Source organism: Bacillus sp. F19 (assembly GCA_023823795.1).
In the GTDB taxonomy this organism is placed as follows: Bacteria; Bacillota; Bacilli; order Bacillales; family Bacillaceae; genus Bacillus_P.
Window position 1 is genome coordinate 4,867,972 of sequence record CP085710.1, and the last position, 22,334, is coordinate 4,890,305.

General features: G+C 43.3%; 25 protein-coding genes and 1 pseudogene. 2 read left to right on the top strand and 24 right to left on the bottom strand.

Going from position 1 to position 22,334, the window contains the following annotated elements:
• Positions 1 to 290: 290 nt before the first annotated feature.
• From nuoH to LIT25_25000, 5 genes are read right to left on the bottom strand one after another with little or no spacing between them, the layout of a single operon-like run.
• Positions 291 to 1,295 (bottom strand): NADH-quinone oxidoreductase subunit NuoH, encoded by a 1,005-nt coding sequence (nuoH, locus tag LIT25_24980; GenBank protein USK33716.1) that lies wholly within the window; start codon positions 1,293 to 1,295, stop codon positions 291 to 293.
• Complete coding sequence (locus tag LIT25_24985) at positions 1,295 to 2,395, bottom strand: NADH-quinone oxidoreductase subunit D (GenBank protein USK33717.1); 1,101 nt, start codon at positions 2,393 to 2,395, stop codon at positions 1,295 to 1,297. The genes nuoH and LIT25_24985 overlap by 1 nt, the downstream gene beginning before the upstream one ends.
• A 3-nt stretch (positions 2,396 to 2,398) precedes the next feature.
• Positions 2,399 to 3,727: an NADH-quinone oxidoreductase subunit C gene (locus tag LIT25_24990; GenBank protein USK33718.1), complete on the bottom strand. Its 1,329-nt coding sequence runs from the start codon at positions 3,725 to 3,727 to the stop codon at positions 2,399 to 2,401.
• Positions 3,717 to 4,238, bottom strand: coding sequence for an NADH-quinone oxidoreductase subunit B (locus tag LIT25_24995; protein ID USK33719.1), 522 nt, complete (start codon positions 4,236 to 4,238; stop codon positions 3,717 to 3,719). The genes LIT25_24990 and LIT25_24995 overlap by 11 nt, the downstream gene beginning before the upstream one ends.
• Positions 4,229 to 4,603, bottom strand: a complete 375-nt coding sequence (locus LIT25_25000) for an NADH-quinone oxidoreductase subunit A (protein USK33720.1) — start codon at positions 4,601 to 4,603, stop codon at positions 4,229 to 4,231. The genes LIT25_24995 and LIT25_25000 overlap by 10 nt, the downstream gene beginning before the upstream one ends.
• Positions 4,604 to 5,136: 533 nt before the next feature.
• Between LIT25_25000 and LIT25_25005 the strand changes: the two genes are divergently transcribed.
• Positions 5,137 to 5,523: a hypothetical protein gene (locus tag LIT25_25005; GenBank protein ID USK33721.1), complete on the top strand. Its 387-nt coding sequence runs from the start codon at positions 5,137 to 5,139 to the stop codon at positions 5,521 to 5,523.
• Positions 5,524 to 5,761: 238 nt separating this feature from the next.
• Here LIT25_25005 and LIT25_25010 read toward each other — a convergent pair whose 3' ends face one another.
• Both LIT25_25010 and LIT25_25015 read right to left on the bottom strand, forming a co-directional pair.
• Positions 5,762 to 5,899, bottom strand: a complete 138-nt coding sequence (locus LIT25_25010) for a hypothetical protein (GenBank protein USK33722.1) — start codon at positions 5,897 to 5,899, stop codon at positions 5,762 to 5,764.
• A gap of 178 nt (positions 5,900 to 6,077) precedes the next feature.
• A complete protein-coding gene (locus LIT25_25015; GenBank protein ID USK33723.1) occupies positions 6,078 to 7,064 on the bottom strand; it encodes a Gfo/Idh/MocA family oxidoreductase in 987 nt (328 codons plus the stop codon).
• A gap of 151 nt (positions 7,065 to 7,215) precedes the next feature.
• On the opposite strand from LIT25_25015, the gene LIT25_25020 reads away from it, so the two are divergent.
• The gene (locus tag LIT25_25020) at positions 7,216 to 7,674 is read left to right on the top strand and encodes an FAD-binding oxidoreductase (GenBank protein USK33724.1); all 459 of its coding nucleotides are present in this window, start codon (positions 7,216 to 7,218) and stop codon (positions 7,672 to 7,674) included.
• Here LIT25_25020 and LIT25_25025 read toward each other — a convergent pair.
• From LIT25_25025 to LIT25_25105, 17 genes and pseudogenes are all read right to left on the bottom strand, one after another.
• Complete coding sequence (locus LIT25_25025) at positions 7,624 to 7,896, bottom strand: hypothetical protein (protein ID USK33725.1); 273 nt, start codon at positions 7,894 to 7,896, stop codon at positions 7,624 to 7,626. The genes LIT25_25020 and LIT25_25025 overlap by 51 nt on opposite strands.
• A 117-nt stretch (positions 7,897 to 8,013) precedes the next feature.
• Positions 8,014 to 8,157: pseudogene (locus tag LIT25_25030) on the bottom strand (sugar ABC transporter permease).
• Positions 8,158 to 8,239: 82 nt separating this feature from the next.
• Entirely contained in the window at positions 8,240 to 8,908 is a 669-nt protein-coding gene (locus tag LIT25_25035) for a TIGR03943 family protein (GenBank protein USK33726.1), read from the bottom strand.
• 50 nt (positions 8,909 to 8,958) lie between these two features.
• Positions 8,959 to 9,144 (bottom strand): AraC family transcriptional regulator, encoded by a 186-nt coding sequence (locus LIT25_25040; protein USK36404.1) that lies wholly within the window; start codon positions 9,142 to 9,144, stop codon positions 8,959 to 8,961.
• 269 nt (positions 9,145 to 9,413) lie between these two features.
• The gene (locus tag LIT25_25045; GenBank protein ID USK33727.1) at positions 9,414 to 9,818 is read right to left on the bottom strand and encodes a F0F1 ATP synthase subunit epsilon; all 405 of its coding nucleotides are present in this window, start codon (positions 9,816 to 9,818) and stop codon (positions 9,414 to 9,416) included.
• Positions 9,819 to 9,844: 26 nt separating this feature from the next.
• Entirely contained in the window at positions 9,845 to 11,266 is a 1,422-nt protein-coding gene (atpD, locus tag LIT25_25050) for a F0F1 ATP synthase subunit beta (GenBank protein ID USK33728.1), read from the bottom strand.
• A gap of 69 nt (positions 11,267 to 11,335) precedes the next feature.
• The gene (locus tag LIT25_25055) at positions 11,336 to 12,193 is read right to left on the bottom strand and encodes a F0F1 ATP synthase subunit gamma (GenBank protein USK33729.1); all 858 of its coding nucleotides are present in this window, start codon (positions 12,191 to 12,193) and stop codon (positions 11,336 to 11,338) included.
• Positions 12,194 to 12,278: 85 nt separating this feature from the next.
• The gene (gene atpA / locus LIT25_25060; GenBank protein ID USK33730.1) at positions 12,279 to 13,787 is read right to left on the bottom strand and encodes a F0F1 ATP synthase subunit alpha; all 1,509 of its coding nucleotides are present in this window, start codon (positions 13,785 to 13,787) and stop codon (positions 12,279 to 12,281) included.
• A 15-nt stretch (positions 13,788 to 13,802) separates the two neighbouring features.
• Positions 13,803 to 14,348: a F0F1 ATP synthase subunit delta gene (locus LIT25_25065; GenBank protein USK33731.1), complete on the bottom strand. Its 546-nt coding sequence runs from the start codon at positions 14,346 to 14,348 to the stop codon at positions 13,803 to 13,805.
• Complete coding sequence (atpF, locus tag LIT25_25070) at positions 14,345 to 14,863, bottom strand: F0F1 ATP synthase subunit B (protein ID USK33732.1); 519 nt, start codon at positions 14,861 to 14,863, stop codon at positions 14,345 to 14,347. The genes LIT25_25065 and atpF overlap by 4 nt, the downstream gene beginning before the upstream one ends.
• A 167-nt stretch (positions 14,864 to 15,030) precedes the next feature.
• Entirely contained in the window at positions 15,031 to 15,243 is a 213-nt protein-coding gene (gene atpE, locus LIT25_25075) for a F0F1 ATP synthase subunit C (GenBank protein ID USK33733.1), read from the bottom strand.
• A gap of 67 nt (positions 15,244 to 15,310) precedes the next feature.
• Complete coding sequence (gene atpB / locus LIT25_25080) at positions 15,311 to 16,021, bottom strand: F0F1 ATP synthase subunit A (GenBank protein ID USK33734.1); 711 nt, start codon at positions 16,019 to 16,021, stop codon at positions 15,311 to 15,313.
• A 20-nt stretch (positions 16,022 to 16,041) separates the two neighbouring features.
• The gene (locus LIT25_25085; GenBank protein ID USK33735.1) at positions 16,042 to 16,410 is read right to left on the bottom strand and encodes an ATP synthase subunit I; all 369 of its coding nucleotides are present in this window, start codon (positions 16,408 to 16,410) and stop codon (positions 16,042 to 16,044) included.
• Positions 16,411 to 16,417: 7 nt separating this feature from the next.
• On the bottom strand, positions 16,418 to 16,639 hold the full coding sequence (locus LIT25_25090; protein ID USK33736.1) for an AtpZ/AtpI family protein: 222 nt from the start codon (positions 16,637 to 16,639) through the stop codon (positions 16,418 to 16,420).
• Positions 16,640 to 16,826: 187 nt separating this feature from the next.
• Positions 16,827 to 18,941, bottom strand: coding sequence for a S8 family serine peptidase (locus tag LIT25_25095; protein ID USK36405.1), 2,115 nt, complete (start codon positions 18,939 to 18,941; stop codon positions 16,827 to 16,829).
• A 332-nt stretch (positions 18,942 to 19,273) separates the two neighbouring features.
• Entirely contained in the window at positions 19,274 to 19,903 is a 630-nt protein-coding gene (gene upp, locus LIT25_25100) for a uracil phosphoribosyltransferase (protein USK33737.1), read from the bottom strand.
• 261 nt (positions 19,904 to 20,164) lie between these two features.
• Positions 20,165 to 22,291: an IPT/TIG domain-containing protein gene (locus LIT25_25105; protein ID USK33738.1), complete on the bottom strand. Its 2,127-nt coding sequence runs from the start codon at positions 22,289 to 22,291 to the stop codon at positions 20,165 to 20,167.
• Positions 22,292 to 22,334: the final 43 nt, after the last annotated feature.

Consider the following 22,334-nt stretch of genomic DNA (forward strand, 5'->3'; position numbering starts at 1 on the left):
GGCTGAATACTGTCCAGAATGCTTCTTTTACTAGCCAAAATCCGGGATTTACTTGCCGATTTTTGGATTTACTTTCTATTTTCCAGCCGCCTCCTAAATCAGCGGATAAAATTCGAAGACGGTTTTGGGTATTTATCTTTAAGATTCACTCTGAATTGGGGTTTGACTAAGATTCCGCAGTTTACTCGCCAATTTCGCCTAAATACTTGCCGGAATGCCTCTTTTACTAGCCAAAATCCTTGATTTATTTGCCGAAATGACGAATTTACTTTCTATTTTCCAGCTGACTCCTATTTGAAGAAAATCTCTTTCACAATCGCCGTTATGAAAATATTCGCGAGTGCGACCGGGAGCAGCACTTTCCATCCGAATTCCATCAGCTGATCGGCGCGGATCCGCGGGAATGTGACACGGAACCAGATGAGCGTGAAGATGACCACACTGAATTTGAGGCCGAACCAGATTGCACCAGGAATGAAATCAAGAAATGCAACCGGATTCCAGCCGCCTAAAAATAAAACAGTTGTTAAGGACGCCATTGCGAAAAAATACACATATTCCGACAGCATGAAGAATGCCCAGCGGAAGCCGGAGTACTCGACATGATATCCGGCAACAAGCTCTGATTCCGCTTCTGGCAAGTCAAACGGGGTCCTGTTTAACTCTGCCACCGATGCAATCAGGAAAATGAGAAACCCGATCGGCTGAAGGAAAATAAACCAGACATCCTCTTGTGCATCTACAATCGTATTTAAGTTCAGGCTCCCGGATAACAGGACAACCCCGATGACCGACATGACAAGAGGGATTTCATAGGAAATCATTTGCGCCGCTGCGCGCATCCCGCCGAGCAGAGAGTATTTGTTATTCGAAGCCCAGCCTCCTGTTACAATGCCAATCGTCGTTAAACCCGATATGGCGATGTAAAAAAGCAGGCCGACACCTAAATCTGCAAACTGGAAGGCGTCAGTAAACGGAATCGTTGATAGAACGATAAACGCCGGAGCAAAAGCGATGACAGGAGCAAGAATAAACAGCGGCCTGTCAGCAAGCTTCGGAATTGTGTCTTCTTTTATCAGAAGCTTTAAAACATCTGCCACCGTCTGCAGCAGACCCCATTTGCCCCCTACCTGGTTAGGGCCGATCCGTCCCTGCATAAATCCCATAACTTTGCGCTCTGCCAGAATCCCGTAGGTGACGAAACCAAGGACGACAAACAGGAAAGCTGTTGCAAGCCCAAAGAATATCGCAAAGTTGCCTATGCCCGGTGATGATTGAAGCAAGCCTTCCACCATTATCCGTCCACCTCCCCAAGGACAATGTCAATGGCACCTAGAATGGTAATGAGGTTTGCCATATTTTCTCCTTCCAAAAGCTTTGGCAGGATCTGCAGATTGTAAAAGGAAGGACGCCTGAACTTCAGACGGTATGGCTCTTTTTTTCCTTCACTTGCAATGTAGCAGCCGATTTCACCGCGTGGAGATTCAATCCGTACATATGCCTCTCCTTTAGGTGCTTTAATGATTTTCGGCACTTTTGCGATGATCGGTCCCTCAGCCGGGAATTGTTCAACAGCCTGCTCTAGTATTTTCAGGGATTCCTCAATCTCTTCCATTCGGCATTCGTAACGTGCGAAAGCATCGCCTTTTGTCCGAACTGGCACGTCAAAATCAAACCGGTCGTAAATCGAGTATGGTTCATCCTTGCGAAGGTCCCATTTTACTCCAGTACAGCGCAGATTTGCCCCGCTTAAGGAGTAAGCAAGCGCCTCTTCTTTAGTGTAAATGCCGACCCCTTTTACACGATTTAAGAAGATTTCATTTCCTGACACGAGATCATGATAGCCCTTCAGCTGCTCTCTCATATAAGGAATGAAATCTGCAACCTTTTCAATCCAGCCCTCAGGCGCATCCCACTTCACACCGCCGACCCTCATGTAATTGAAGGTAAGCCTCGCTCCTGAAAGCTCCGTCAGCAAATTAATGATCATTTCCCGCTCGCGGAAGGCATATAAAAATGGACTTACTGCTCCAATATCAAGCAAATAAGTGCCCCACCAGACGAGATGGCTTGCAACTCTTCCAAGCTCCATCGCAATCACCCTTAAATACTCGCCCCGCTCCGGCACCTGAATGCCTGTCATCGTTTCCACAGCATGACAGATGACATAATTGTTCGTCATGGCAGAAAGATAGTCCATGCGGTCTGTATAAGGAATGATTTGTGTGTATTGAAGGTTTTCTGCAAGCTTTTCGGTGCCTCTATGTAAATAGCCGATAACCGGCGTAGCTTCTTTAATGATTTCTCCGTCAATCTTGATCACCAGCCGGAACACGCCATGTGTGCTTGGATGCTGCGGTCCGACATTCAGGAGCATTTCTTCTGTCCGTATCAAAAGCTACACCTCCACATCATAGGGTTCATAATCTTTGCGAAGAGGATGGCCAACCCAATCATCCGGCATCATAATTCTTGTCAGGTTCGGGTGGCCGGTAAAATGAATGCCAAGCAAATCAAATGCTTCGCGCTCAGGCCAGTCCGCTCCTTTCCAAAGCGGTTCAAGGGAATCAATTTCAGGCTTGTCGCGGTCAAGCTTTACTTTCAGCACAACTGTATGGCGATGGACGTAGGAAAAAAGATAAACGTACATTTCCATATGTGTTTCAAAATCAGTGCCATGCAGTTCAGAGACGTAATCAAATGCCAATTCTTCCTGTTCTTTTAAAAACTTGGCGATGGTAAAATAGGATTCTTTCTTTGCAATAAGTGTCGGAGCATCTTTAGACAGCCTATTAATATAGGATTCTTCCAAAACCTCTTTGCCGAGCTGCTCCTCAATTACTTTTACATACTTCTTTAAAGTGGGCTCATTTGGTGAAGGTTCTTCTTGTTGAGGCTGCTCTTCTGGAGTAAGTTTCTTCGCTTTCGCTACAGCAGCTGCTTTTGCTTTTGCGGCTGCGATGGCCTTTGCCTTTTCTTTAGCCAATTCGTCATCTGAAAGATTTTCACGGGAAGCCTTCGCTTTCGCGGCTGCTGCGGCTTTTGCCTTTGCGACAGCTGCTGCTTTTTGCTTGGCTAACTCATCTGCCGGGGCACCTTCTGATTTTGCTTTTTGCTTCGCGAGGGCTGCCGCCTTTGCTTTTGCAGCTGCGACTGCTTTTTGTTTCGCAAGTGCCAGGCCATCTGCTGATTCATTGCCGGCCCCCTCTTCTGCTTGCCTGGCTTTCTGTTTTGCCAGTGCGGCGGCTTTTGCTTTTGCGGCTGCAACTGCTTTTTGTTTCGCAAGTGCCAGGTCATCTGCTGATTCGCTGCCGGCCCCCTCCGCTTGCTTCGCTTTCTGTTTTGCAAGTGCGGCGGCTTTCGCTTTTGCGGCTGCTGCCGCTTTCTGTTTCGCGAGAGCTGTCTCATCTGCCGGTTCAGCTGTTTCCTTTGCCTTTTGCTTTGCAAGTGCAGCGGCTTTCGCTTTTGCAGCAGCTGCTGCTTTTTGCTTCGCGAGGTTAGCGTCATCTATCGTTTCATTCGCTTTAGCTTCCTGCGCTTTTTGTTTCGCAAGTGCCGCGGCCTTTGCTTTTGCAGCAGCTGCCGCCTTCTGTTTCGCAATCCCTGTGCTGTCTGTAGGTATGTTTTCTTGATTTGCCTGCTTTTCAGCCAGCTTTTTCAGGGCAGCTTCCTTTGCTTTTTGAGCGGCTTCACGTTTTAGCTGCTGGATGTCTTTCTCATCGCTCATGGATTATTTCACTCCCTGTTTTCGCCTCATAACGGATTTTTTCTTTCAGCTTGTTAATTCCGTAGATAAGAGCGGCAGGATTAGGAGGACATCCAGGAATGTACACATCAACCGGCACGATCTGGTCGACTCCTTTTACAACTGCGTAGGATTTAATATAGGGACCTCCTGCTGTTGCACAAGAGCCCATGGCAATGACCCATTTCGGTTCAGGCATTTGATCGTAGAGGCGCTTTAGAACCGGAGCCATTTTTTTCGTCACTGTTCCAGAGACGATCATGACATCGGACTGGCGGGGTGATGTCCGGAAAAAGGATCCGAAGCGGTCCAAATCGTAGTGGGACGAACCGACACCCATCATTTCAATTGCACAGCAGGCAAGCCCGAAAGTCAGCGGCCACAGGGAATTGCTTCTCGCCCAGCCCTTCAGCTCTTCAAGCGTTGTTAAAAAGACGCTGCGCTTCAGTTCTTCCATTTCATCCTGAGGAATATTCGTTCCATTTAAGTCCATTTCAGCACCTTCTTCTTCCATGCGTAGACTAGCCCGATGACGAGCATGATGACAAAAATGAGCATTTCAATGAGGGCAAACACGCCTAACTTCTCATATGCGACTGCCCACGGATATAAAAACACGGTTTCAACGTCAAAAATGACAAACAGGAGACCAAACATATAATAGCGGACATTAAACTGCACGCGTGAATCATGGTAGGGATCAATTCCGCTTTCGTATGTGGTTGCTTTTGCCTCGCTCGGTGCGTTCGGCCTCAAAATCCGGCCTATTCCGAGAGCGACAACAGGAAGCAAAATGCCAAGGAGCAGGAAAACGACAACGATTAAGTAATTATTCAAGTATACGTTTAGTGATTCCATCCATTTCCCCCGTTATATTAAAAGTAGTAGAATACTCAAAATATTATAAATGTAACCGCTAACATTATAACATCATTATCCAATTCGTGTATATAATCCGAAATGCGGAACCGCCCGTTTAGCTCCGACAGACAGATAAGGATCCGACAGAAAAAGCCGATTTTGCTTTTACTGGCGGAGCCGTTCTGGCCGAGGAGTTGGGCGGTGGAGCTGGACACCACGAAATGCGGAACCGACTGTTTAACCCAGGCACGGCAGATAAGAATTCACCGGAAAAGTCCGGTTTTGACTTTTTCGGGGAATTTGTTCTGACCGAGGGGTTAGGAGGTGAAGCTGGACACCACGAAATGCGGAACCGCCCGTTTAGCTCAGGCATGGCAGATAAGGATCCGACAGAAAAGGCGCTTTTTTGCCTTTACTGGCGTAGCCGATCTTAATTTACATATCCAAAATCCACCTCCTTTGTAGCTTTAATGTAAGCTGCTCTATTAAAGTCATCAGGATGCTATGAACAAAAGACGCGAGGTGACAGAATGCTAGAATCTTATAATCATCAAATTGAAACAGATTATGGCAGGAATTTGCCTGGCATTGAAAATGAAGAATTGGCCAAAGTGCATTACTATGATCAACGGAAAGAGAACTTGTCTCTATTAGAAGATATATATGCAGAACTCGGCTTAACATTAAACTATTCTGTAAAAAGTTTAATTAAACTAAAAGAAGTGTACTTTTCATTTTTTCAGGAAAATAAGTTTCGTGACTTTCTGCTGTCCATTGGGGACTTGGAAGTATGCATGAGCATTTACTTTGGTGAAGTCGTCACGATACACTTGGATGGTGCTTCATGGATCGTCAAAGAATATTCGTTTACTGAAGGCGCCTATGCAGTGCGGACGCAGGGCGACTTATTTTTCTAACCTTTTTGAATATCACTACATGACTGCAAAAGACGCTTCCGGACAGAAAATGCATCAATTGTATAAGCGATATGAGAGAAAAGCGATGTAAATGGGACCAAACAAATTTTTTGTTTGGTTCCTTTTATTTTATATGATTATGAATATTTAATCTATTTAAGATGATGGATATTTTTCATTATTTTTGAATTTATTGGCAGAAAAAAGAGCCATGAAAAATGATGGCTCCCTCACTTCCTTATTTGTTCCAAACAATTGAAAATGTGTTTCCTTGATCAGAGGTCTCTTTAAGGATGAGGTCAGCAAACCCAGCAAGCAAAGTAAACAGCAGCCTATATTCTTGATCGACATTCGTTAAATCGGAGGTGTTCTGCATCACAACCATCCAGCCCGTTTGGCTCTTCCCTGATTCAATCGGGGAATAATGCGCCTGCTAATGAAAATCCTGCTACTGATTTTTTCATATGACATCCTCATTCCTCTTCTTTTAGTTTGAGGTTAACATTTTGTCAACCTCGTACTATTAATTTAACGGGTGAATAAGTCAGCCAAATTTATACGCTGATCGTTATTCTCCGCTTTTCAGTATTTGACTGAATCGCTGCTTCGTTCACTGCCGTTAACAGCAGGGCATCCTCATTCGAAATAGATGGGGTTTTACCAGACTGGATGGCATCCGCCCATTGTTCCATTGGAATCGGAAGCTCTTTTGGCAGCTGTTCAATCACATGAGTACCTTCGCCATTTCTAAGCTCCACTTTTCCATCCTGAATCAGCAGGCATCCTTCTGTTCCGTATAATTCGAGATAAAACGGGCTTCCATGTGAAACAAACGAGGTTTCGAGCACGCCAGTTACACTGTTCTCATAGGAAATGAGGACAGAAGCCTGATCTTCAACTTCTTTTGAATAAACGCAATCAAAATGAGCGGATACTTCTTTAGGTTTTCCTGCAAGGCGGTTGAGCAAATAGATCGGATGAGCGCCTAGATCTATGAGAGCCCCTCCGCCGCATTGCTCAGCATTGTAGAAGTGCGCCGGCAGCCATCCTTCAGGGTTTTCCGCTGAAGGCACTGAACCGTTATGAGCGACTCGGCATCTTGCCATTTTGAGTTCTCCAATCAAGCCATCCTTCAGTGCTTTTTCAGCATACAGGTAATAGTTTGTGCTCAGCCTGGGCATTGAGACCACAAGAGAAACTCCCGCTTTCCGGACGGCTTCAAAGATTTCTTTGCAATCCGCTGTTGTTAACGCCAGTACTTTTTCTGTAAAAATATGCTTTCCATGCTGCGCTGCTTTTATGATGACTTCCTTGTGCATGTTAGTCGGCGTGTCAACAACCACCCCTTCAATAGCAGGATTGCTTAGAACCTTCTCAAGCTCAGGTTCAAATGAAACATTCAGTTCATTTGCCCACTGCTGCCCTCTTTCTTTGTCCTCATCCCATATATGCGTAATGTTCAATTTAGAACTGTTATGTATATCTCTTTCATAATCAACGGCATGAACGTGCCATTTGCTCAGCATGGCGACTGAAATCATTTTTTTCCCTCCCGAAAGTTTTTTTACTTATAGTAACTTCCTTTTCAAACACCTGATTTCCTTTTCATTTTTTGGAGTATTTTTTATTAGAGAGGTTTTTTCTTTGGATAAAAGAGGGAATATGCCTGTTATATCCTAAGGAGGAAAACGAATGAAGCTTCATAACGGTTCTCTATATTGGCCTCAAACGGTCAGCCATGTTCAGGCATATCCTGAGCTGCAAGATACAATAACATGCGATGTCCTCATCGTTGGAGGGGGAATGTCTGGTGGTTTGTGTGCTCACACCCTTTCAAGGTATGATTTAAATACAATAGCAGTGGAAAAAAGAACCGTCGGCAGCGGCAGTTCAATTGCAAATACAGGGCTCCTGCAGTTTTCAAATGATACGATGCTGCATGAATTCATCAAAAAAATAGGTGAAGAGAAAGCGGTCCGTTTTTATAAAATGTGTTTAAAAGCAGTAGATGAGCTTGAACTTGCAGCTAAAAGCTTATCGAAAGAAGTCGATTTTCAGCAAACAAAAAAACAGCACCGCCATCAGGCAATGCTGCTCTATTTATTTCTTCTTTTCATCATAGTATTGAACGGGATACATGGAGCCCTCTGAGACCATTTTATTATCTTCAACGTCGTGAGGATCTGGATGACCCGCTTTTTCAACAGGAAATGAATCTGTGTTTTTGCGCGCAAAGCAGGGAATCTTGTTTTTGGCGCTCTGAACGAATCCTGTTACCTTTTGACGGTTTGATTTATCCTTTAATAAATAGGATGTCACTCCGACTCCGACTGTTGATAAGGCAATTCCTGAAATTAATGTTTTCTGTCTCATACAAGTTGCTCCTTTCGTATTGAATTTGTTTCTTACTTTTAATTACCCGCTTCTTTCTTTTGCAAAACATAGAAACTTAAAGAATAAAACGCCGCACAAAAGTGCAAGCGTCAAAAGCTATCTTTTCTTCTTTTTGCGGCTGTATATATCAAACCACACAGCTAGGACCAGAATGCTTCCTTTTACAATCAGCTGCCAGTAGGCATCGATATTCATGATGCTCATGCCATTATCAAGACTTGCCATAACAAGGGCTCGGATGCTTCAAAGAGTTATCCGCCATAATTGAACTTTTTTCAGCCGTTTTTCCGATTTTTACAGACAAATTAAAGACGTTTCTTCTTCAATCAGAATGGGTGTCTTCATCTTTTTCCTCATAGACATAGGGCTGTGCCGGAGGTTTTATTTTTGATGACTTTTTAATTAGCAGATAAGGTACCTCAGCTCCGGAATACATACTTGTACTTAACTCTCCTGAGACGTTAACCCACTGTTTATCGTGAAGAGCTTTTCCATTTTCCATCTCAGAAAGAAGACCATATAAGCCATCATGCTCATCCGTACAGCAAGGATCTCCTTTTCTGGCAATAACAAATTGCGTTTCTGAAAAGTCTTTTTCGCGGAATACAAACCCAGTCATTTCAATTTGTTTTCCTGCAAACTCTTTTGGAAACCTATCTAGAACATCCAATATTGAGATGTAATTTTCATTTGAAAGAATGATTTTATCCATTTTCAGTAAATCATTTTTCTGATTTTCATAATATTCATCAGGTTTATCTTCAGCATGATGATCATCTTCATGCTCAGGTTCATATTTTTCATTTAACTTTTCCATATATCCATCAGGATCTTCTAAATACTCTTTAGCATTCGCTAATGGTTCTTCTTTTTCCTGAGATGCTGCTTGTTTTTCAGGTTCTCTCTCTTCCTTTTCTGGCTGCATACTTATGACAAATACAATACTTGCTATGATCAGAAGACCTAAAACTGCCGTTATAAACTTTTTCATATTTGTTAACTCCTACTCCATTGAATTCCCGGGAACTGCCCTCTTCTAGTTTAACAAAAAAAAGGGAAGTTTCGTTCAGAAGAAACTTCCATTAAAAGCATCATTTTTTTTACATGGAGTCCAATACCAAATAGTGAATCCTTATACTGACTTGGAGACTTCTTGCAGACTTTTTTGAACACACGGCTAAAGTAGTTCGGATCGTTGTAGCCGACTTCAAAGGCAAGCTGCAGGATCCTTTTTTATATGCTTGGTTTGAAACAATTTTTTTCGTGTTCGACCTTTTTTGTTGTGGAATATATTTAGTTTGCTGCACTTTTTTAGGTGCTCGACATTTTTTGTTGCAGCATAACTGGGTTTGTTGCACTTTTTTCGGTGTGCTCGGAGTCCATATTCCTGTGTAAATTAAATTAAGAATGTTCTTCTCCCCAAAACCATTATTTCGCCACTCATTCTGCTGCAAACAAAAAAACCCCCAGGAACCAATATCCCAGGGATTTCATTCTTAGATTTTATTCTGTGATACGTTAATTCGATTCATTGCTCGGCGCAAAGCAAGTTCGGCACGCTTGAAATCGATGTCGTCTGTACTTTTGTTCAGACGCTGTTCAGCGCGTTCCTTCGCAGATTGTGCACGAGTTAAATCAATATCTTCTACAGTCTCAGCAGCTTGTGCCAAGATTGTGACTTTGTCAGGCCGTACTTCTAAAAAGCCGCCGCTAACAGCCACGAGTTCCGTGGATTTTCCTGTTTTCAACCGAACTGCTCCGATTTGCAAAGGAGCAACCAACGGAATATGACCTGGCAAGATTCCGAGCTCACCGCTTTGAGCCTTTACGCTTACCATTTCGACGTCTGCATCGTAAACTGGGCCATCGGGAGTAACGACATTGACTTGTACTGTCTTCATACTCTATACCCTCCTGCGTCCCAAAATTATACTTCTACACCCATGTTCTTCGCACTTTCGATAACATCTTCAATGCGTCCCACAAGACGGAATGCATCTTCTGGAAGATGATCGTATTTGCCTTCAAGAATTTCCTTGAAGCCGCGAACTGTTTCTTTAACAGGAACGTAAGAACCTGCTTGACCAGTAAACTGCTCAGCTACGTGGAAGTTTTGGGATAAGAAGAATTGAATACGACGTGCACGGGACACGACTAATTTATCTTCGTCATTAAGCTCATCCATACCAAGGATCGCAATGATATCTTGTAATTCTTTGTAACGCTGCAGTGTTTGCTGTACTTGACGTGCAACAGAATAGTGCTCTTCTCCAACGATTTCAGGAGATAATGCACGAGATGTTGAAGCAAGTGGATCCACCGCTGGGTAAATACCCATTTCAGAAAGTTTACGCTCAAGGTTTGTTGTTGCATCCAAGTGAGCGAAAGTTGTTGCAGGAGCCGGATCCGTATAGTCATCGGCAGGAACGTAGATTGCTTGAATCGACGTTACAGAACCAACGTTTGTAGACGTGATGCGCTCTTGCAATTGACCCATTTCAGTAGCAAGTGTCGGCTGGTAACCAACGGCAGATGGCATACGGCCAAGAAGGGCAGATACCTCTGAACCTGCTTGAGTGAAACGGAAAATGTTATCCATGAAGAAAAGAACGTCTTGTCCTTGATCATCACGGAAGTATTCAGCCATTGTAAGACCTGTAAGAGCTACACGCATACGTGCTCCAGGCGGCTCATTCATTTGACCGAAAACCATCGCTGTTTTCTTGATAACACCAGAATCAGTCATCTCATGGTAAAGGTCATTTCCTTCACGAGTACGCTCTCCAACACCAGCGAATACAGAGATACCGCCATGCTCTTGAGCGATGTTGTTGATAAGTTCTTGGATAAGTACGGTTTTACCAACTCCCGCACCACCGAAAAGACCGATTTTTCCGCCTTTGATGTAAGGTGCAAGAAGGTCTACTACTTTGATTCCCGTTTCAAGAATTTCTACCTCAGTAGAAAGCTGATCGAATTTAGGTGCTAGTCTGTGAATTGGATCACGACGAGATCCAGCAGGAATTGCTTCATCCAAATCAATGTTATCACCTAATACGTTAAATACACGGCCTAGTGTAACATCTCCAACTGGAACTGAGATTGGAGCACCTGTATCTAAAACTTCACTTCCGCGAACAAGGCCATCTGTTGATGCCATCGCTACGGTACGAACCGTGTCGTCACCTAGGTGAAGGGCAACTTCTAATGTTAATTCTGACGCTGCTTCATTTTCGCTTCGTCCTTTGAATGTAACTTTAAGGGCGTTATAGATTTCAGGAAGCTGACCGCTTTGGAACTTTACGTCAACAACCGGACCCATAACTTGAGTAACGCGTCCTTTATTCATCGTTTTCCCTCCTAACTTGCTAGTGCAGAACATTTCTGTCTATGGAACCCATATATTGGGCCTGTTTGTCTATTCTAGTGCCGCAGCTCCGCCGACGATTTCCGTAATTTCCTGTGTAATCGCAGCCTGACGTGCACGGTTATATGAAAGAGTAAGACTGTTGATAAGTTCTTTCGCATTGTCTGTCGCATTTTTCATCGCTGACATACGCGCAGCATGCTCAGAAGCTTTACTGTCTAAAAGTGCTCCGTAGATGAGACTTTCAGCATATTGTGGTAATAACACTTCTAAAATCTCTTCCTCAGAAGGCTCAAATTCGTAAGATGTTTTCTTAGTAGAGCCAGCTAGATCAGAAAGAGGAAGAAGCTTCGTTTCTGTTACGTCCTGCTGAATAACACTTGCGAAATGATTGTAATACACGTAGATTTCGTCAAATGTTCCATCATTGAACATATTAACTGTGTTTGTTGCAATATCTTTAATCTCAGCAAATGATGTGTCATCTGCAATACCAGTCACTTCAAGAGCGATTTGAACACCGCGCTTCTTGAAGAATTCACGTCCAATCTTACCGATTGCAATTACAGCGTACTCATCTTTCGACATGTGGCGCTTTTGCATTGCCTGGTATACGGCACGCAAAACGTTACTGTTAAGGGCACCAGCTAATCCCCGGTCAGACGTGATCACAAGATACGCTGTTTTCTTAACGGGACGGCTGACAAGCATTGGATGAGACACACCCGTACTGCCTAAAGCTATGTTTGCAACCACCTCTTGTATCTTATCCATATAAGGCACAAACGCTTTTGCGTTGTTTTCGGCGCGGTTCAGCTTTGCGGCTGAAACCATCTCCATTGCCTTAGTAATCTGGCTTGTTTTCTTCGTTGAGGTGATTCTTGATTTAATGTCGCGTAATGATGCCAAAGGTTCTCACCACCTTTTTATAAAAATCAACCTGATTCATTATCTTAAGATGAAGTATGAAGGCCGGCCTTCATACTTCACCTCATTATTCAGTAATCGCGAATGTTTTTTTGAATGCAGCAATAGCAGCATTGAAGTCGTTGTCTTCAGGAAGTCCGCCAGTTGTTCGAATATGATCAAGCAATGCTTTATGGTTTTGATCTAAGAATACATAGTACTCTTCTTCAAAGCGTTTAATATCTTCAACTGGGATATCATCAAGGAATCCGCGAGTTAAAGCGTAAAGAATCGCAACTTGCTTTTCAACTGCAAGAGGTTTGTTCAAGCCTTGTTTCAAAACTTCAACCGTACGTGCTCCGCGGTTTAATTTCGCTTGAGTTGCTTTATCAAGGTCAGATCCGAATTGAGCAAATGCTTCTAGCTCACGGTAAGAAGCAAGGTCAAGACGCAGTGTACCTGATACTTTTTTCATTGCTTTGATCTGTGCAGATCCTCCAACACGGGATACAGATAGACCGGCGTTAACCGCTGGACGTACACCTGAGAAGAATAAGTCAGACTGCAAGAAGATTTGTCCATCAGTGATGGAAATTACGTTTGTTGGAATGTATGCAGATACATCTCCAGCTTGTGTCTCAATGAATGGAAGAGCTGTTAATGAACCAGCGCCTTTTGCATCACTAAGCTTTGCAGCGCGCTCAAGAAGGCGTGAATGCAAGTAGAATACGTCACCAGGATATGCTTCGCGGCCTGGAGGACGGCGTAATAATAATGAAAGTTCACGGTAAGCAGATGCTTGTTTTGTTAAATCATCATAAACAACCAAAACGTGCTTGCCGTTGTACATGAAATGCTCACCCATAGTAACACCAGTATAAGGAGCTAAGAATAATAGCGGTGCCGGCTGTGAAGCAGATGCTGTAACAACGATTGTGTAGTCTAATGCGCCATTTTTGCGAAGAGTTTCAACTACGCCGCGGACAGTAGATTCTTTTTGTCCGATTGCAACGTAAATACAGATCATATCTTCGTTCTTTTGGTTTAGGATTGTATCGATGGCAACAGATGTTTTACCTGTTTGACGGTCACCGATAATTAACTCACGCTGGCCGCGGCCAATTGGAATTAGAGAGTCAATCGCTTTAATTCCAGTTTGTAATGGTTCATGAACAGATTTACGATCCATAACGCCTGGAGCCGGGCTCTCAATTGGGCGAGTATGTGTTGTTTCGATTGGACCAAGGCCATCAACAGGCTGTCCTAGAGAGTTTACGACGCGTCCGATTAACGCTTCACCAACCGGAACCTCCATGATGCGTCCAGTACGGCGAACTTCGTCACCTTCACGGATATCAGAGTAAGGTCCAAGGATAATGATACCTACGTTGTTTGACTCAAGGTTTTGAGCCATACCCATTACGCCGTTTGAAAATTCAACAAGCTCTCCAGCCATGACATTGTCGAGGCCATGAGCACGGGCGATACCGTCACCAATCTGGATAACTGTACCTACATCACTAACTTTGATATCAGACTGATAGCTTTCGATTTGCTTTTTAATCAGTGCACTAATTTCTTCTGCTTTGATGCTCATGAGTTTCACCCCTATCTACGATCTTTTTGCAACAAGTTGTCGCTCTATACGTTCAAGCTTTCCGCTTATACTTCCATTATAAATGCGATTGCCGATACGAAGCTTCACTCCGCCGATCAGATTCTGATCAATAACATTTCTTAAACGAAGAGATGTTTTGCCGATTTTTTTGGCAAACGTATCAGACAGCGCTGTTAATTCATCTTGATCCAGCAGTCTGACAGAATAGACAATGGCGTCTTCTGTGCCGCGTTCGTCATTTGCAAGCTTCACAAAATGATCAGCAAGCTCAGGAATCACATTGATTCTTTGACGTTCAATCAAGAGTAAAATTGTACTTAAAACAGGTTGAGATAAAGAAGCAAACGCTTCACTCATCATGGATTTTTTCTTTTCTAGAAGCACTTTTGGATGTGTAAGCACGTTTAATAATTCAGGATTTTCTTTCGTTACCTTCTGGATAACAAGCAATTCCTCTTCGAACTTGTCAATCGTGCGGTTTTCCTTTGCGATTTGAAAAAGAGCCAATGCATAGCGAGCTGCAACTATTTCTTTACTCATCGGCCTTCGCCTACCTCTTTGATATAATCCTGGATAAGCTTCTCTTGTTCTTTTTCGTTTAATTCTTTTTCAATAACCTTCGTAGCAATTAAAATAGATAATGAAGCTACTTGCTCACGAAGAGCGGCAACAGCTTGCTCTTTTTCCTGAGCAATTTCTTTAAATGCAGACTGCTTCAGGCGGTCTGCTTCTGAACGAGCGACTTGGATGATTTCTTCCTTTTGCTTTTCACCAAGCTTCTTCGCACTTTCAACTAATCCCTGTGATTCAATTCTAGCCTGCTTTAATAGTTCACGCTGCTCTTCAGCAAGCTTCTTAGCTTCCGCGTGTTTAGCTTCAGACGCACTGATTTCAGATGCAATGTGCTCTTCGCGCTGTTTCATCATATTCATAACAGGTCCAAGAGCATATTTTCTCAGCAATGCAAGTAAGATTAAGAAAATGACCAGCTGGAATACAATGTCTCCAGTATTTAAAGATAAGCCTGCACCAACTACTAGATTTGACGTTAACATTGCCCGGTTTCACTCCCTTCAAGAGTTCCATGATGGGTTACTATCAAAAAAAAGCACGAGATTGTTCTGTTTGATTCTCGGCCGCATATTTAAATAGAAACATAAAGCAATGGCGAAGAAGGGTAAAAAACGATCTTCGCCATTTATGTAGAGAACCTGTCTCTTTATTAACTTCCTAATACGATAAACGCGATAACTACTCCGATGATAGGAAGTGCCTCAACTAATGCGATACCGATGAACATGATTGTTTGAAGCTTACCTTGTAGTTCAGGCTGACGAGCAACACCTTCTACTGTACGTGAAACGATAAGACCATTACCAATACCAGCACCAAGTGCCGCTAAGCCGATTGCAATTGCAGCTGCGATTAAATTCATTATATAAATCCCCTCTCAAATTATTAAAAAGTTTTTTGATTCTGATGAAACTGTTGAAACATATTAATTAATGGTCGCTGCTCACTTTGTGAGACATATAAACCATTGTTAACATTACAAAGATAAATGCTTGGATGGAACCTACAAAAATACTGAATGCCTGCCATAACATCATTGGCAATGCGGCAGATAAAGCGCCGATTGGACCAGTTACTGCAAGTCCCGCGAGAAGTCCCAAAAGGATTTCACCGGCATAGATGTTACCGTAAAGACGCAAGCCAAGAGTCAGCGTGTTAGCGAACTCTTCAATGATCTTGATTGGGAAAAGGAACGCCATCGGTCGGAAGAAATCCTTCCCATACTCAGCTGTGCCCTTCATTTTCACACCATAATAGTGTGTCAAAGCCACGACCATAACAGCAAGAGTCAGTGTAATCGTTGGATCTGCTGTAGGTGATTTCCACCATAGCTCATGGTTTACAGCAATTGAAAACGGCAGCCCGAGCATATTTGATACAAATATGTACATTAGGAGCGTCACGCCAAGCGTCAAGAATTTCCCGCCTGTATGCCAGTCCATTGAACTGTTGATGATTCCCTTGACGAAATCAACGATCCATTCAAAGAAATTCTGCATCCCTGTCGGCTTCATTGCCAATTTGCGAGTGGCTAGTACCGCTATTAGAAAAACGATAACACTTGCAACAGTGATCATTAAAACATTGGATAAGTTAAAAGTAAGGCCTAAAAACTCTACTATAGGAGCTTCGTGATGCAATAGATTCACCTCTCTTCCGGCTAAGCGCGTGAGTGTTGAAAAACATAATCTATCATAATGACAATATAAACTGTCATTAATCCAATAATGACACTAACCATATTCAGATATTCGGGAAACTTGATCGCGAGCAGGGCAGCTAAACCAGCTGACGCCAATCGGGATGCAGTACCCAATGACCTGACCTTCCTATTCTGCTGAATCGCTTCACCGAACTGAACTTGCTTGCGCACCATTGACCATAAGTTGAACAAACTGAGTGCTGTTCCAAGCGCCAGCCCCAAAAAGACAGACTGATACTCGGTAAATCCCCAGCCTACGGCATAAAAGGACATTAGGTAGAACATATACTTGCGATATCTGTGGTACATCTGGTGCAAATCAAACATGAATGATTCAGTCTCCTGAAAAAAAGTGGTGGACTAGCTTGATCATCGCGGAAATACCTATTCCGAGCCCAATGAGCAGTCCTATGATCATAAAAAGCGGTTCAGTCTGGAAATATCGGTCGAGCCATCTTCCTGAAAAGATGCCAATTAGTGTTGAACCGACTAGCTGAGATAGAATGCCTGTCATTAGTGCCATGGCCTGCATTGGATGACGCTCTTTTTTGCGCATTCACAAGTCCTCGCTAATAGATTAATAAAGGATTTTTCTGGGGATAAAAGCGGTATATGAAAGCGTTATGAAAACCTTATCATTTACCCTCGTCTAGCATACAATAGGCTCTAGTCAATGTCAATTGCTTTAAAACCAAAAAACTGACAATCAAAAAAGCCTATCACAAAAAGTTCACATTTGATTTTCAGTGCTCTTTTCCCTCAGGGTTTTCGAGGATAAGATCTGTTTCCATTGTATCTTCCTTGCTGCCTTTTCTTGCAAAAATGACCGCTTTATAAAGTCCGTCTTTCAGCTTTAGATCGTCTTTATTAAACGTCTTCCTGACAGCTCCTCTTTGAAGATTCCTGCCCCAGTCAAGAAAGCCCTCAAATCTGAGTGTATCGGGGTCATACAATGCAATACCCATTTCATCAGCTCCGCCCGGCAGATAAAACTCATACTTATACGTTCCTGCAGTATCACCGAATCCAAATTCAAATCCCATCACACGTGGATAATCCGGTTCATCTACTACATATAGATAAGGAAGCTTTTCGATTCGGCCGCCTGCTTCCACATCCATCCATCCATGATGAAGTCCCGCTTCCATCCCATTTGAATAAATATCCAAAGTTACGAATACATCCTTTTGCTGTTTTGGTTCAACCTCCACTTTTTGCGGAATCCCCCATTGAAGACCTTTTGTATACTGGGGGTATTTAAAAGTATAAGCCTTTTTTTCATCTGACTGATTATCAAGAGTCAGCTTCACTTTTTTTCGGATACGGTCACCTCGCAGGGAAACTTGTCCGAATGACAATGAACCGGGATAAAGAAGCGCTTCTGTTTCCAGTGCACGTGTTAAATTGATCCTCCCCGTTCCCTGCTCGACGGGTTCATAGTAGACTCCGTCCTTGTCTTTCAGAGGCTCTGCTGAATTCATTAAGGCAGCTTTGATTTGCTCCGGGTTCCAATCTGGATGCGCCTGTTTTAATAGAGCACTGGCTCCTGCAACATGCGGCGCTGACATGCTTGTTCCCTGAAGACTTAAATATCCCTCCGGAACTGTGCTGTCAATTGCGACACCGGGAGCCACGACATCCGGCTTGATTTCCCACGTATAGGTGACCGGACCTCTTGAACTGAAATCTGCAAGCTGATCAGATTCATTCTGATAGACTGTTCGAACAAAAGCACCATTGCCCAATTGTTTTTTAAGCCATAAACCATCCTCTTTTGAAATGGAGACGACCGGAATACCTGCTTCAATTTCAAGGTTTCCCGCAAAATTACCTTTCATGTTGTTGTAAATGATAATAGCCTTGGCTCCAACTTTTTCCGCAAAAAGGGCTTTTTCAGTAAACGTAATCTTTCCTCTCTCTACAAGAACAATTTTCCCTTTCATATCCGCTTTATACTGATGCTCTTCACCGATGCCGGCAAAGACGATTTCTTCCCCTTGATTAAGTATCCACTCTTTAGACCCTGCAAGGGCTGTGATGGGAACCATTTTTCCCGTACCGCTAAGCTTTAAATAAGGTATTTTTTGCGGAGGAGTGGAAGCCCCGACGGAAATGGATTTGCTTGAAGTGCCGGGCGAGCCGATTGTCCAGACTCCAGGACCTGAATTCCCGCTTGACGTCACGGCTACAATTCCGTGTTCAACTGCTCGATCTAAAGCGAGACTTGTTGGCCAGTCAGGTCCATTGACTGTATTACCAAGCGATAAATTTAATACATCCACTTTATCTTCAATGGCCTTTTCAATTGCTGCTATCACTTGTTCGCTAGTGCCGTATCCTCCAGGACCCAGCGCACGATAAGCAATGATTTCCGCTTCCGGTGCTACGCCCTGAAGTTTCCCATTCGCTGCAATGATACCGGCCACATGTGTACCGTGCAGTGTTTCCGTTCCATCTGTCGCTTTTGTTTCCATCGGATCGCTGTCACCGTCTATGAGATCTGCTCCGCCGTGATAGCTTCGGTTCAAATCCGGATGCGTATAATCTATCCCTGTATCAATAATGCCGACCTTCACTCCCTTGCCTGTCAGCCTTTTATGGTGAGAATCGAATTTTCCGCGAACTTCATTACCGCCGATAAACGGGACACTCTCTTCAAGGCCGGCATGATAGGCCGTAACCGGACTCGCGTGCAATACATGGGGTTCTTTCTGAAGAGCTGCCAGATCTTTATGCTTTCCTGCAACTGTGAAGCCGCTGAATACTTTTTTATAGGTACGGCGAATGTGAACATTTGGATAAGACTGCTTAATTTTTTGGGATACGGCCTCTGTATATTCTTTTTCAACTACGATCATGATCGTTTCTGTCTTATCCGGTGATTCCTCAGGAATAGCCGGGATGGCGGGGAACGTTTCTGCCTGTCCTGAAAAAGAAATCAGCATGAAAAATATTAAAGAAATCGTGCATTTTCGGCCCATTTTTGTCACCTCGCTCTTATTCTTTTCTAAGGAAGGTTCTTTCATGTAAGAAAAGCGGAAGCGCCAAAGCCCGCTCCGGCAGAAAAGTCCGGGTTTGACTTTTTTGGCGGTGCATTTCTTATGTGCTGCAGATTGACAGCGATGTGCAATTTTTTATCCTGTATAAAACTAAAAATCCCCCTTTTTTATAAAGGAGGATTTCGTTTCTATTATTTCGTTCCGAACATTCGGTCTCCGGCATCACCAAGGCCAGGGACAATATATCCATGATCGTTTAATTTTTCATCAAGTGCTGCAATGTAAATATCAACATCAGGATGTGCTTCCTTCACAATCTCCACACCTTCTGGAGCCGCGATTAAACACATGAATTTAATATTTTTAGCGCCGCGTTTTTTCACACTGTTGATTGCTTCAACAGCAGATCCGCCTGTTGCAAGCATTGGATCAACAACGATAAATTCGCGCTCTTCCACGTCAGAAGGGAGTTTCACATAATACTCGATTGGCTTTAACGTCTCTGGATCGCGGTATAAACCTACATGTCCGACTTTTGCTGCCGGGATCAGTTTAATGATTCCGTCAACCATTCCAAGACCAGCTCGGAGAATAGGGACAATCGCAAGCTTTTTGCCAGCCAAAACCTTTGATTTTGCTACTTGCACCGGTGTTTCAACTTCCACTTCTTCAAGCGGCATGTCTCTTGTAATTTCAAACATCATCAAGCTCGCAACTTCATCAACAAGCTCACGAAATTCTTTCGTACCTGTCTTTACATCACGGATATATGTTAGCTTATGCTGAATAAGTGGATGATCAAAAACGTATACTTTGCCCATCGGCTCATCTCCTTTTCTATGACACTTCAATAGATTTTACAGAAAAAGAAGAGCTGTTTCAAGAAGGATGGGAGATTTATTTGCAGGAATTCTTTAAAAGGACCGTTAGAGTGCAGATATTTACCGTTTTTTTATAAATATGAGTTCTTTCAAACATTTATCGGTGTAACTCCGAGATTTATCAATGTAATTCTCCCTTTTATCGGTCTTATTCATGAATGAAAAAACAGCTCACCCCTCAAACAGGCGAGCTGATCTTTTTTAGTTCTGGAAATTAGAAATAGATGTCCCCGGACCGCTTGATGGGGTCGTGTATAAATGGTTCGCTCCGCTTTCCCAAACAACATTTCCGCTTGCATCCTTTTTAATAAACTTAAATTCAATATCGCGCCCAGCCGGCACGCTGACGTCATAATACCAGCCCGGATACTTTGTGATTACCTGGTTATACATCGGTCCAATAGCCCTCGCTGCATCCCAGTTTCCAAGCTCGCTTACATTTCCTACTATATATACTGACTGGCCAGGACTAGTTGTTGCATTGTTCACCATAAACCGTACAGATGACTGCTTTCCGGATAAAACCTCAACTGGACCGTACGTATTGCTTACTGTCCCTCCTGATAAAGTGACAGACACCTGATAATTGCCTTCAGCTAAAACTGGCACCTGTGCACGAATTTCAGTATTCGACCAGGATAATACGGCTGCATTTCCTGTTCCAACCTTCACTGAACCAACAGATGTGCCGAAGGATTCTCCGCTGATTGTGATGGTTCTTCCAGGGACTGCCATGACCGGACCGATTTGACCGATTGTCGGTGCGGCTGCGGTTCCATTGGAAGAATAGACGCCTGCTTCCCCTGGTGATAGGTCAAATGCAGAAACAGCTCCTCCGCTGCCCACTGATAAACTGTTGCCATTCAATAAGGAAGTCAGCTGATCAGAATAACTCCCTGCAGGCAGGGCCGTTGAAAGATTTGTTATGTTGTAAGCTGCTGTTTTGCTTTTATTCACCGCTACCAATACTACATCTTTGCCAAATGTTCTTTCATAGATATAGACATCATTATTAATCCATCTTTCTTTTGTTTTTCCATAGCCTAAAGCCTGGTTCGATTTACGCAGGGCTGAAAGCTTGCTGATGATCTGATAGGCTTTCGTTGTTTTATTGAAAGATGTTTGTTTTTTCCGGTTGTTTGGATCTCCATTGCCTGTCATATATTGCTCGGTTCCGTAATACACGTTCGGCACGCCTCTTGAAGTGAGCATGACAGCTAAAGCAAGATCTGTATTTTTTACATCCGCCCCGTCAAAGTGAAAGCGGTCCATATCGTGATTATCAAGGAAGGTGACCTGATCGGCAGCCTGTTCATACTTCGCTTCCGACTCAGTGATCATCGAGTTAAAGCCATACCAGCTGTCAGAGCCGTTTCTTAATACCTGTCTCAGTTTTTGGCCAAAACGGAAATCAAGCAATGACATTCCTGTGGTGTTGGCAAAGTTATAATAGTTTTGATCCACCTCATTTTCCCCAAGGAACCATTCTCCGAACGTAAACACCGGTTTATAGCTGTAGATGGTTTCCATGAACGTCTTTTGCCAGCCGAACGGCATATGCTTAACTGCATCTACCCTGATCCCGTCGATTCCCATATCGAGCCAGAGCTTCACAGAATCCTTTAAGTATTTATCCACTGTCGGGTTCTGATGATTGAAATCTGCCAGATCATAGAGATTTCTGTATATCCCATCTTCAATAGAAGAAAAATTCGTTCCGCCATTATGATGGAATAAGTCTTTCGTATCGTTTGTATAGCCGCCCACAAGCGTACCGTTATCATATAGCTTCCCGTTTTCCATATAAGACGGAGTGTCTTCTGATGCTTGTGAGGTGTGATTTGGCGCAAAATCGATAATGACCTTTATTCCCTTCTGATGTGCTGTATTGATAAGGGCTTGAAACTCTTGCATCGTGCCGTAAAATGGGTTTGGCTTTTTAAAATCCCGCGCCCAATATCCGTGATAGGATGCCGTGCCTGCTGCATCATTCAAAACGGAATAGACATTTTCGACAGGCTGAGATATCCATAACGCCGTAATCCCCATATCCGTGAAATATCCTTCATTCAGTTTATTGATAATTCCCTGCCAGTCACCGCCGCAGTATTTTCTTAAGTTTGAGCAGTCGGCGCTGAACAAGCTGCCTGTCGGATTATTATTAGCATTCCCATCACTGAATCGATCCGTCATAATTTGATAGATAATATCGTTTGAATAGTTTACTTTGTTATTTATGGAAGCGTTTGCATAATTATCCGCAAACGGTCCATACAAACTAAAAATAAGAACAAATGCAAATAGTAGACTCATTGCTTTTTTTAACATCCAGCCATCTCTCCCTTGATCATGTTTTCCTGAACTTCCTTTA

What these genes read in the sequence shown, in the direction of transcription:
- nuoH (USK33716.1), bottom strand. Translation starts at nt 1,295, where the DNA reads ATGGTGGAAGGCTTGCTTCAATCATCACCGGGCATAGGCAACTTTGCG.
- LIT25_24990 (USK33718.1), bottom strand. Translation starts at nt 3,727, where the DNA reads ATGAGCGATGAGAAAGACATCCAGCAGCTAAAACGTGAAGCCGCTCAA.
- LIT25_24995 (USK33719.1), bottom strand. Translation starts at nt 4,238, where the DNA reads ATGGACTTAAATGGAACGAATATTCCTCAGGATGAAATGGAAGAACTG.
- LIT25_25000 (USK33720.1), bottom strand. Translation starts at nt 4,603, where the DNA reads ATGGAATCACTAAACGTATACTTGAATAATTACTTAATCGTTGTCGTT.
- LIT25_25005 (USK33721.1), top strand. Translation starts at nt 5,137, where the DNA reads ATGCTAGAATCTTATAATCATCAAATTGAAACAGATTATGGCAGGAAT.
- LIT25_25010 (USK33722.1), bottom strand. Translation starts at nt 5,899, where the DNA reads ATGCAGAACACCTCCGATTTAACGAATGTCGATCAAGAATATAGGCTG.
- LIT25_25015 (USK33723.1), bottom strand. Translation starts at nt 7,064, where the DNA reads ATGATTTCAGTCGCCATGCTGAGCAAATGGCACGTTCATGCCGTTGAT.
- LIT25_25020 (USK33724.1), top strand. Translation starts at nt 7,216, where the DNA reads ATGAAGCTTCATAACGGTTCTCTATATTGGCCTCAAACGGTCAGCCAT.
- LIT25_25025 (USK33725.1), bottom strand. Translation starts at nt 7,896, where the DNA reads ATGAGACAGAAAACATTAATTTCAGGAATTGCCTTATCAACAGTCGGA.
- LIT25_25035 (USK33726.1), bottom strand. Translation starts at nt 8,908, where the DNA reads ATGAAAAAGTTTATAACGGCAGTTTTAGGTCTTCTGATCATAGCAAGT.
- LIT25_25045 (USK33727.1), bottom strand. Translation starts at nt 9,818, where the DNA reads ATGAAGACAGTACAAGTCAATGTCGTTACTCCCGATGGCCCAGTTTAC.
- atpD (USK33728.1), bottom strand. Translation starts at nt 11,266, where the DNA reads ATGAATAAAGGACGCGTTACTCAAGTTATGGGTCCGGTTGTTGACGTA.
- atpA (USK33730.1), bottom strand. Translation starts at nt 13,787, where the DNA reads ATGAGCATCAAAGCAGAAGAAATTAGTGCACTGATTAAAAAGCAAATC.
- LIT25_25065 (USK33731.1), bottom strand. Translation starts at nt 14,348, where the DNA reads ATGAGTAAAGAAATAGTTGCAGCTCGCTATGCATTGGCTCTTTTTCAA.
- atpF (USK33732.1), bottom strand. Translation starts at nt 14,863, where the DNA reads ATGTTAACGTCAAATCTAGTAGTTGGTGCAGGCTTATCTTTAAATACT.
- atpE (USK33733.1), bottom strand. Translation starts at nt 15,243, where the DNA reads ATGAATTTAATCGCAGCTGCAATTGCAATCGGCTTAGCGGCACTTGGT.
- LIT25_25085 (USK33735.1), bottom strand. Translation starts at nt 16,410, where the DNA reads ATGTTTGATTTGCACCAGATGTACCACAGATATCGCAAGTATATGTTC.
- LIT25_25090 (USK33736.1), bottom strand. Translation starts at nt 16,639, where the DNA reads ATGCGCAAAAAAGAGCGTCATCCAATGCAGGCCATGGCACTAATGACA.
- LIT25_25095 (USK36405.1), bottom strand. Translation starts at nt 18,941, where the DNA reads ATGATCGTAGTTGAAAAAGAATATACAGAGGCCGTATCCCAAAAAATT.
- upp (USK33737.1), bottom strand. Translation starts at nt 19,903, where the DNA reads ATGGGCAAAGTATACGTTTTTGATCATCCACTTATTCAGCATAAGCTA.
- LIT25_25105 (USK33738.1), bottom strand. Translation starts at nt 22,291, where the DNA reads ATGTTAAAAAAAGCAATGAGTCTACTATTTGCATTTGTTCTTATTTTT.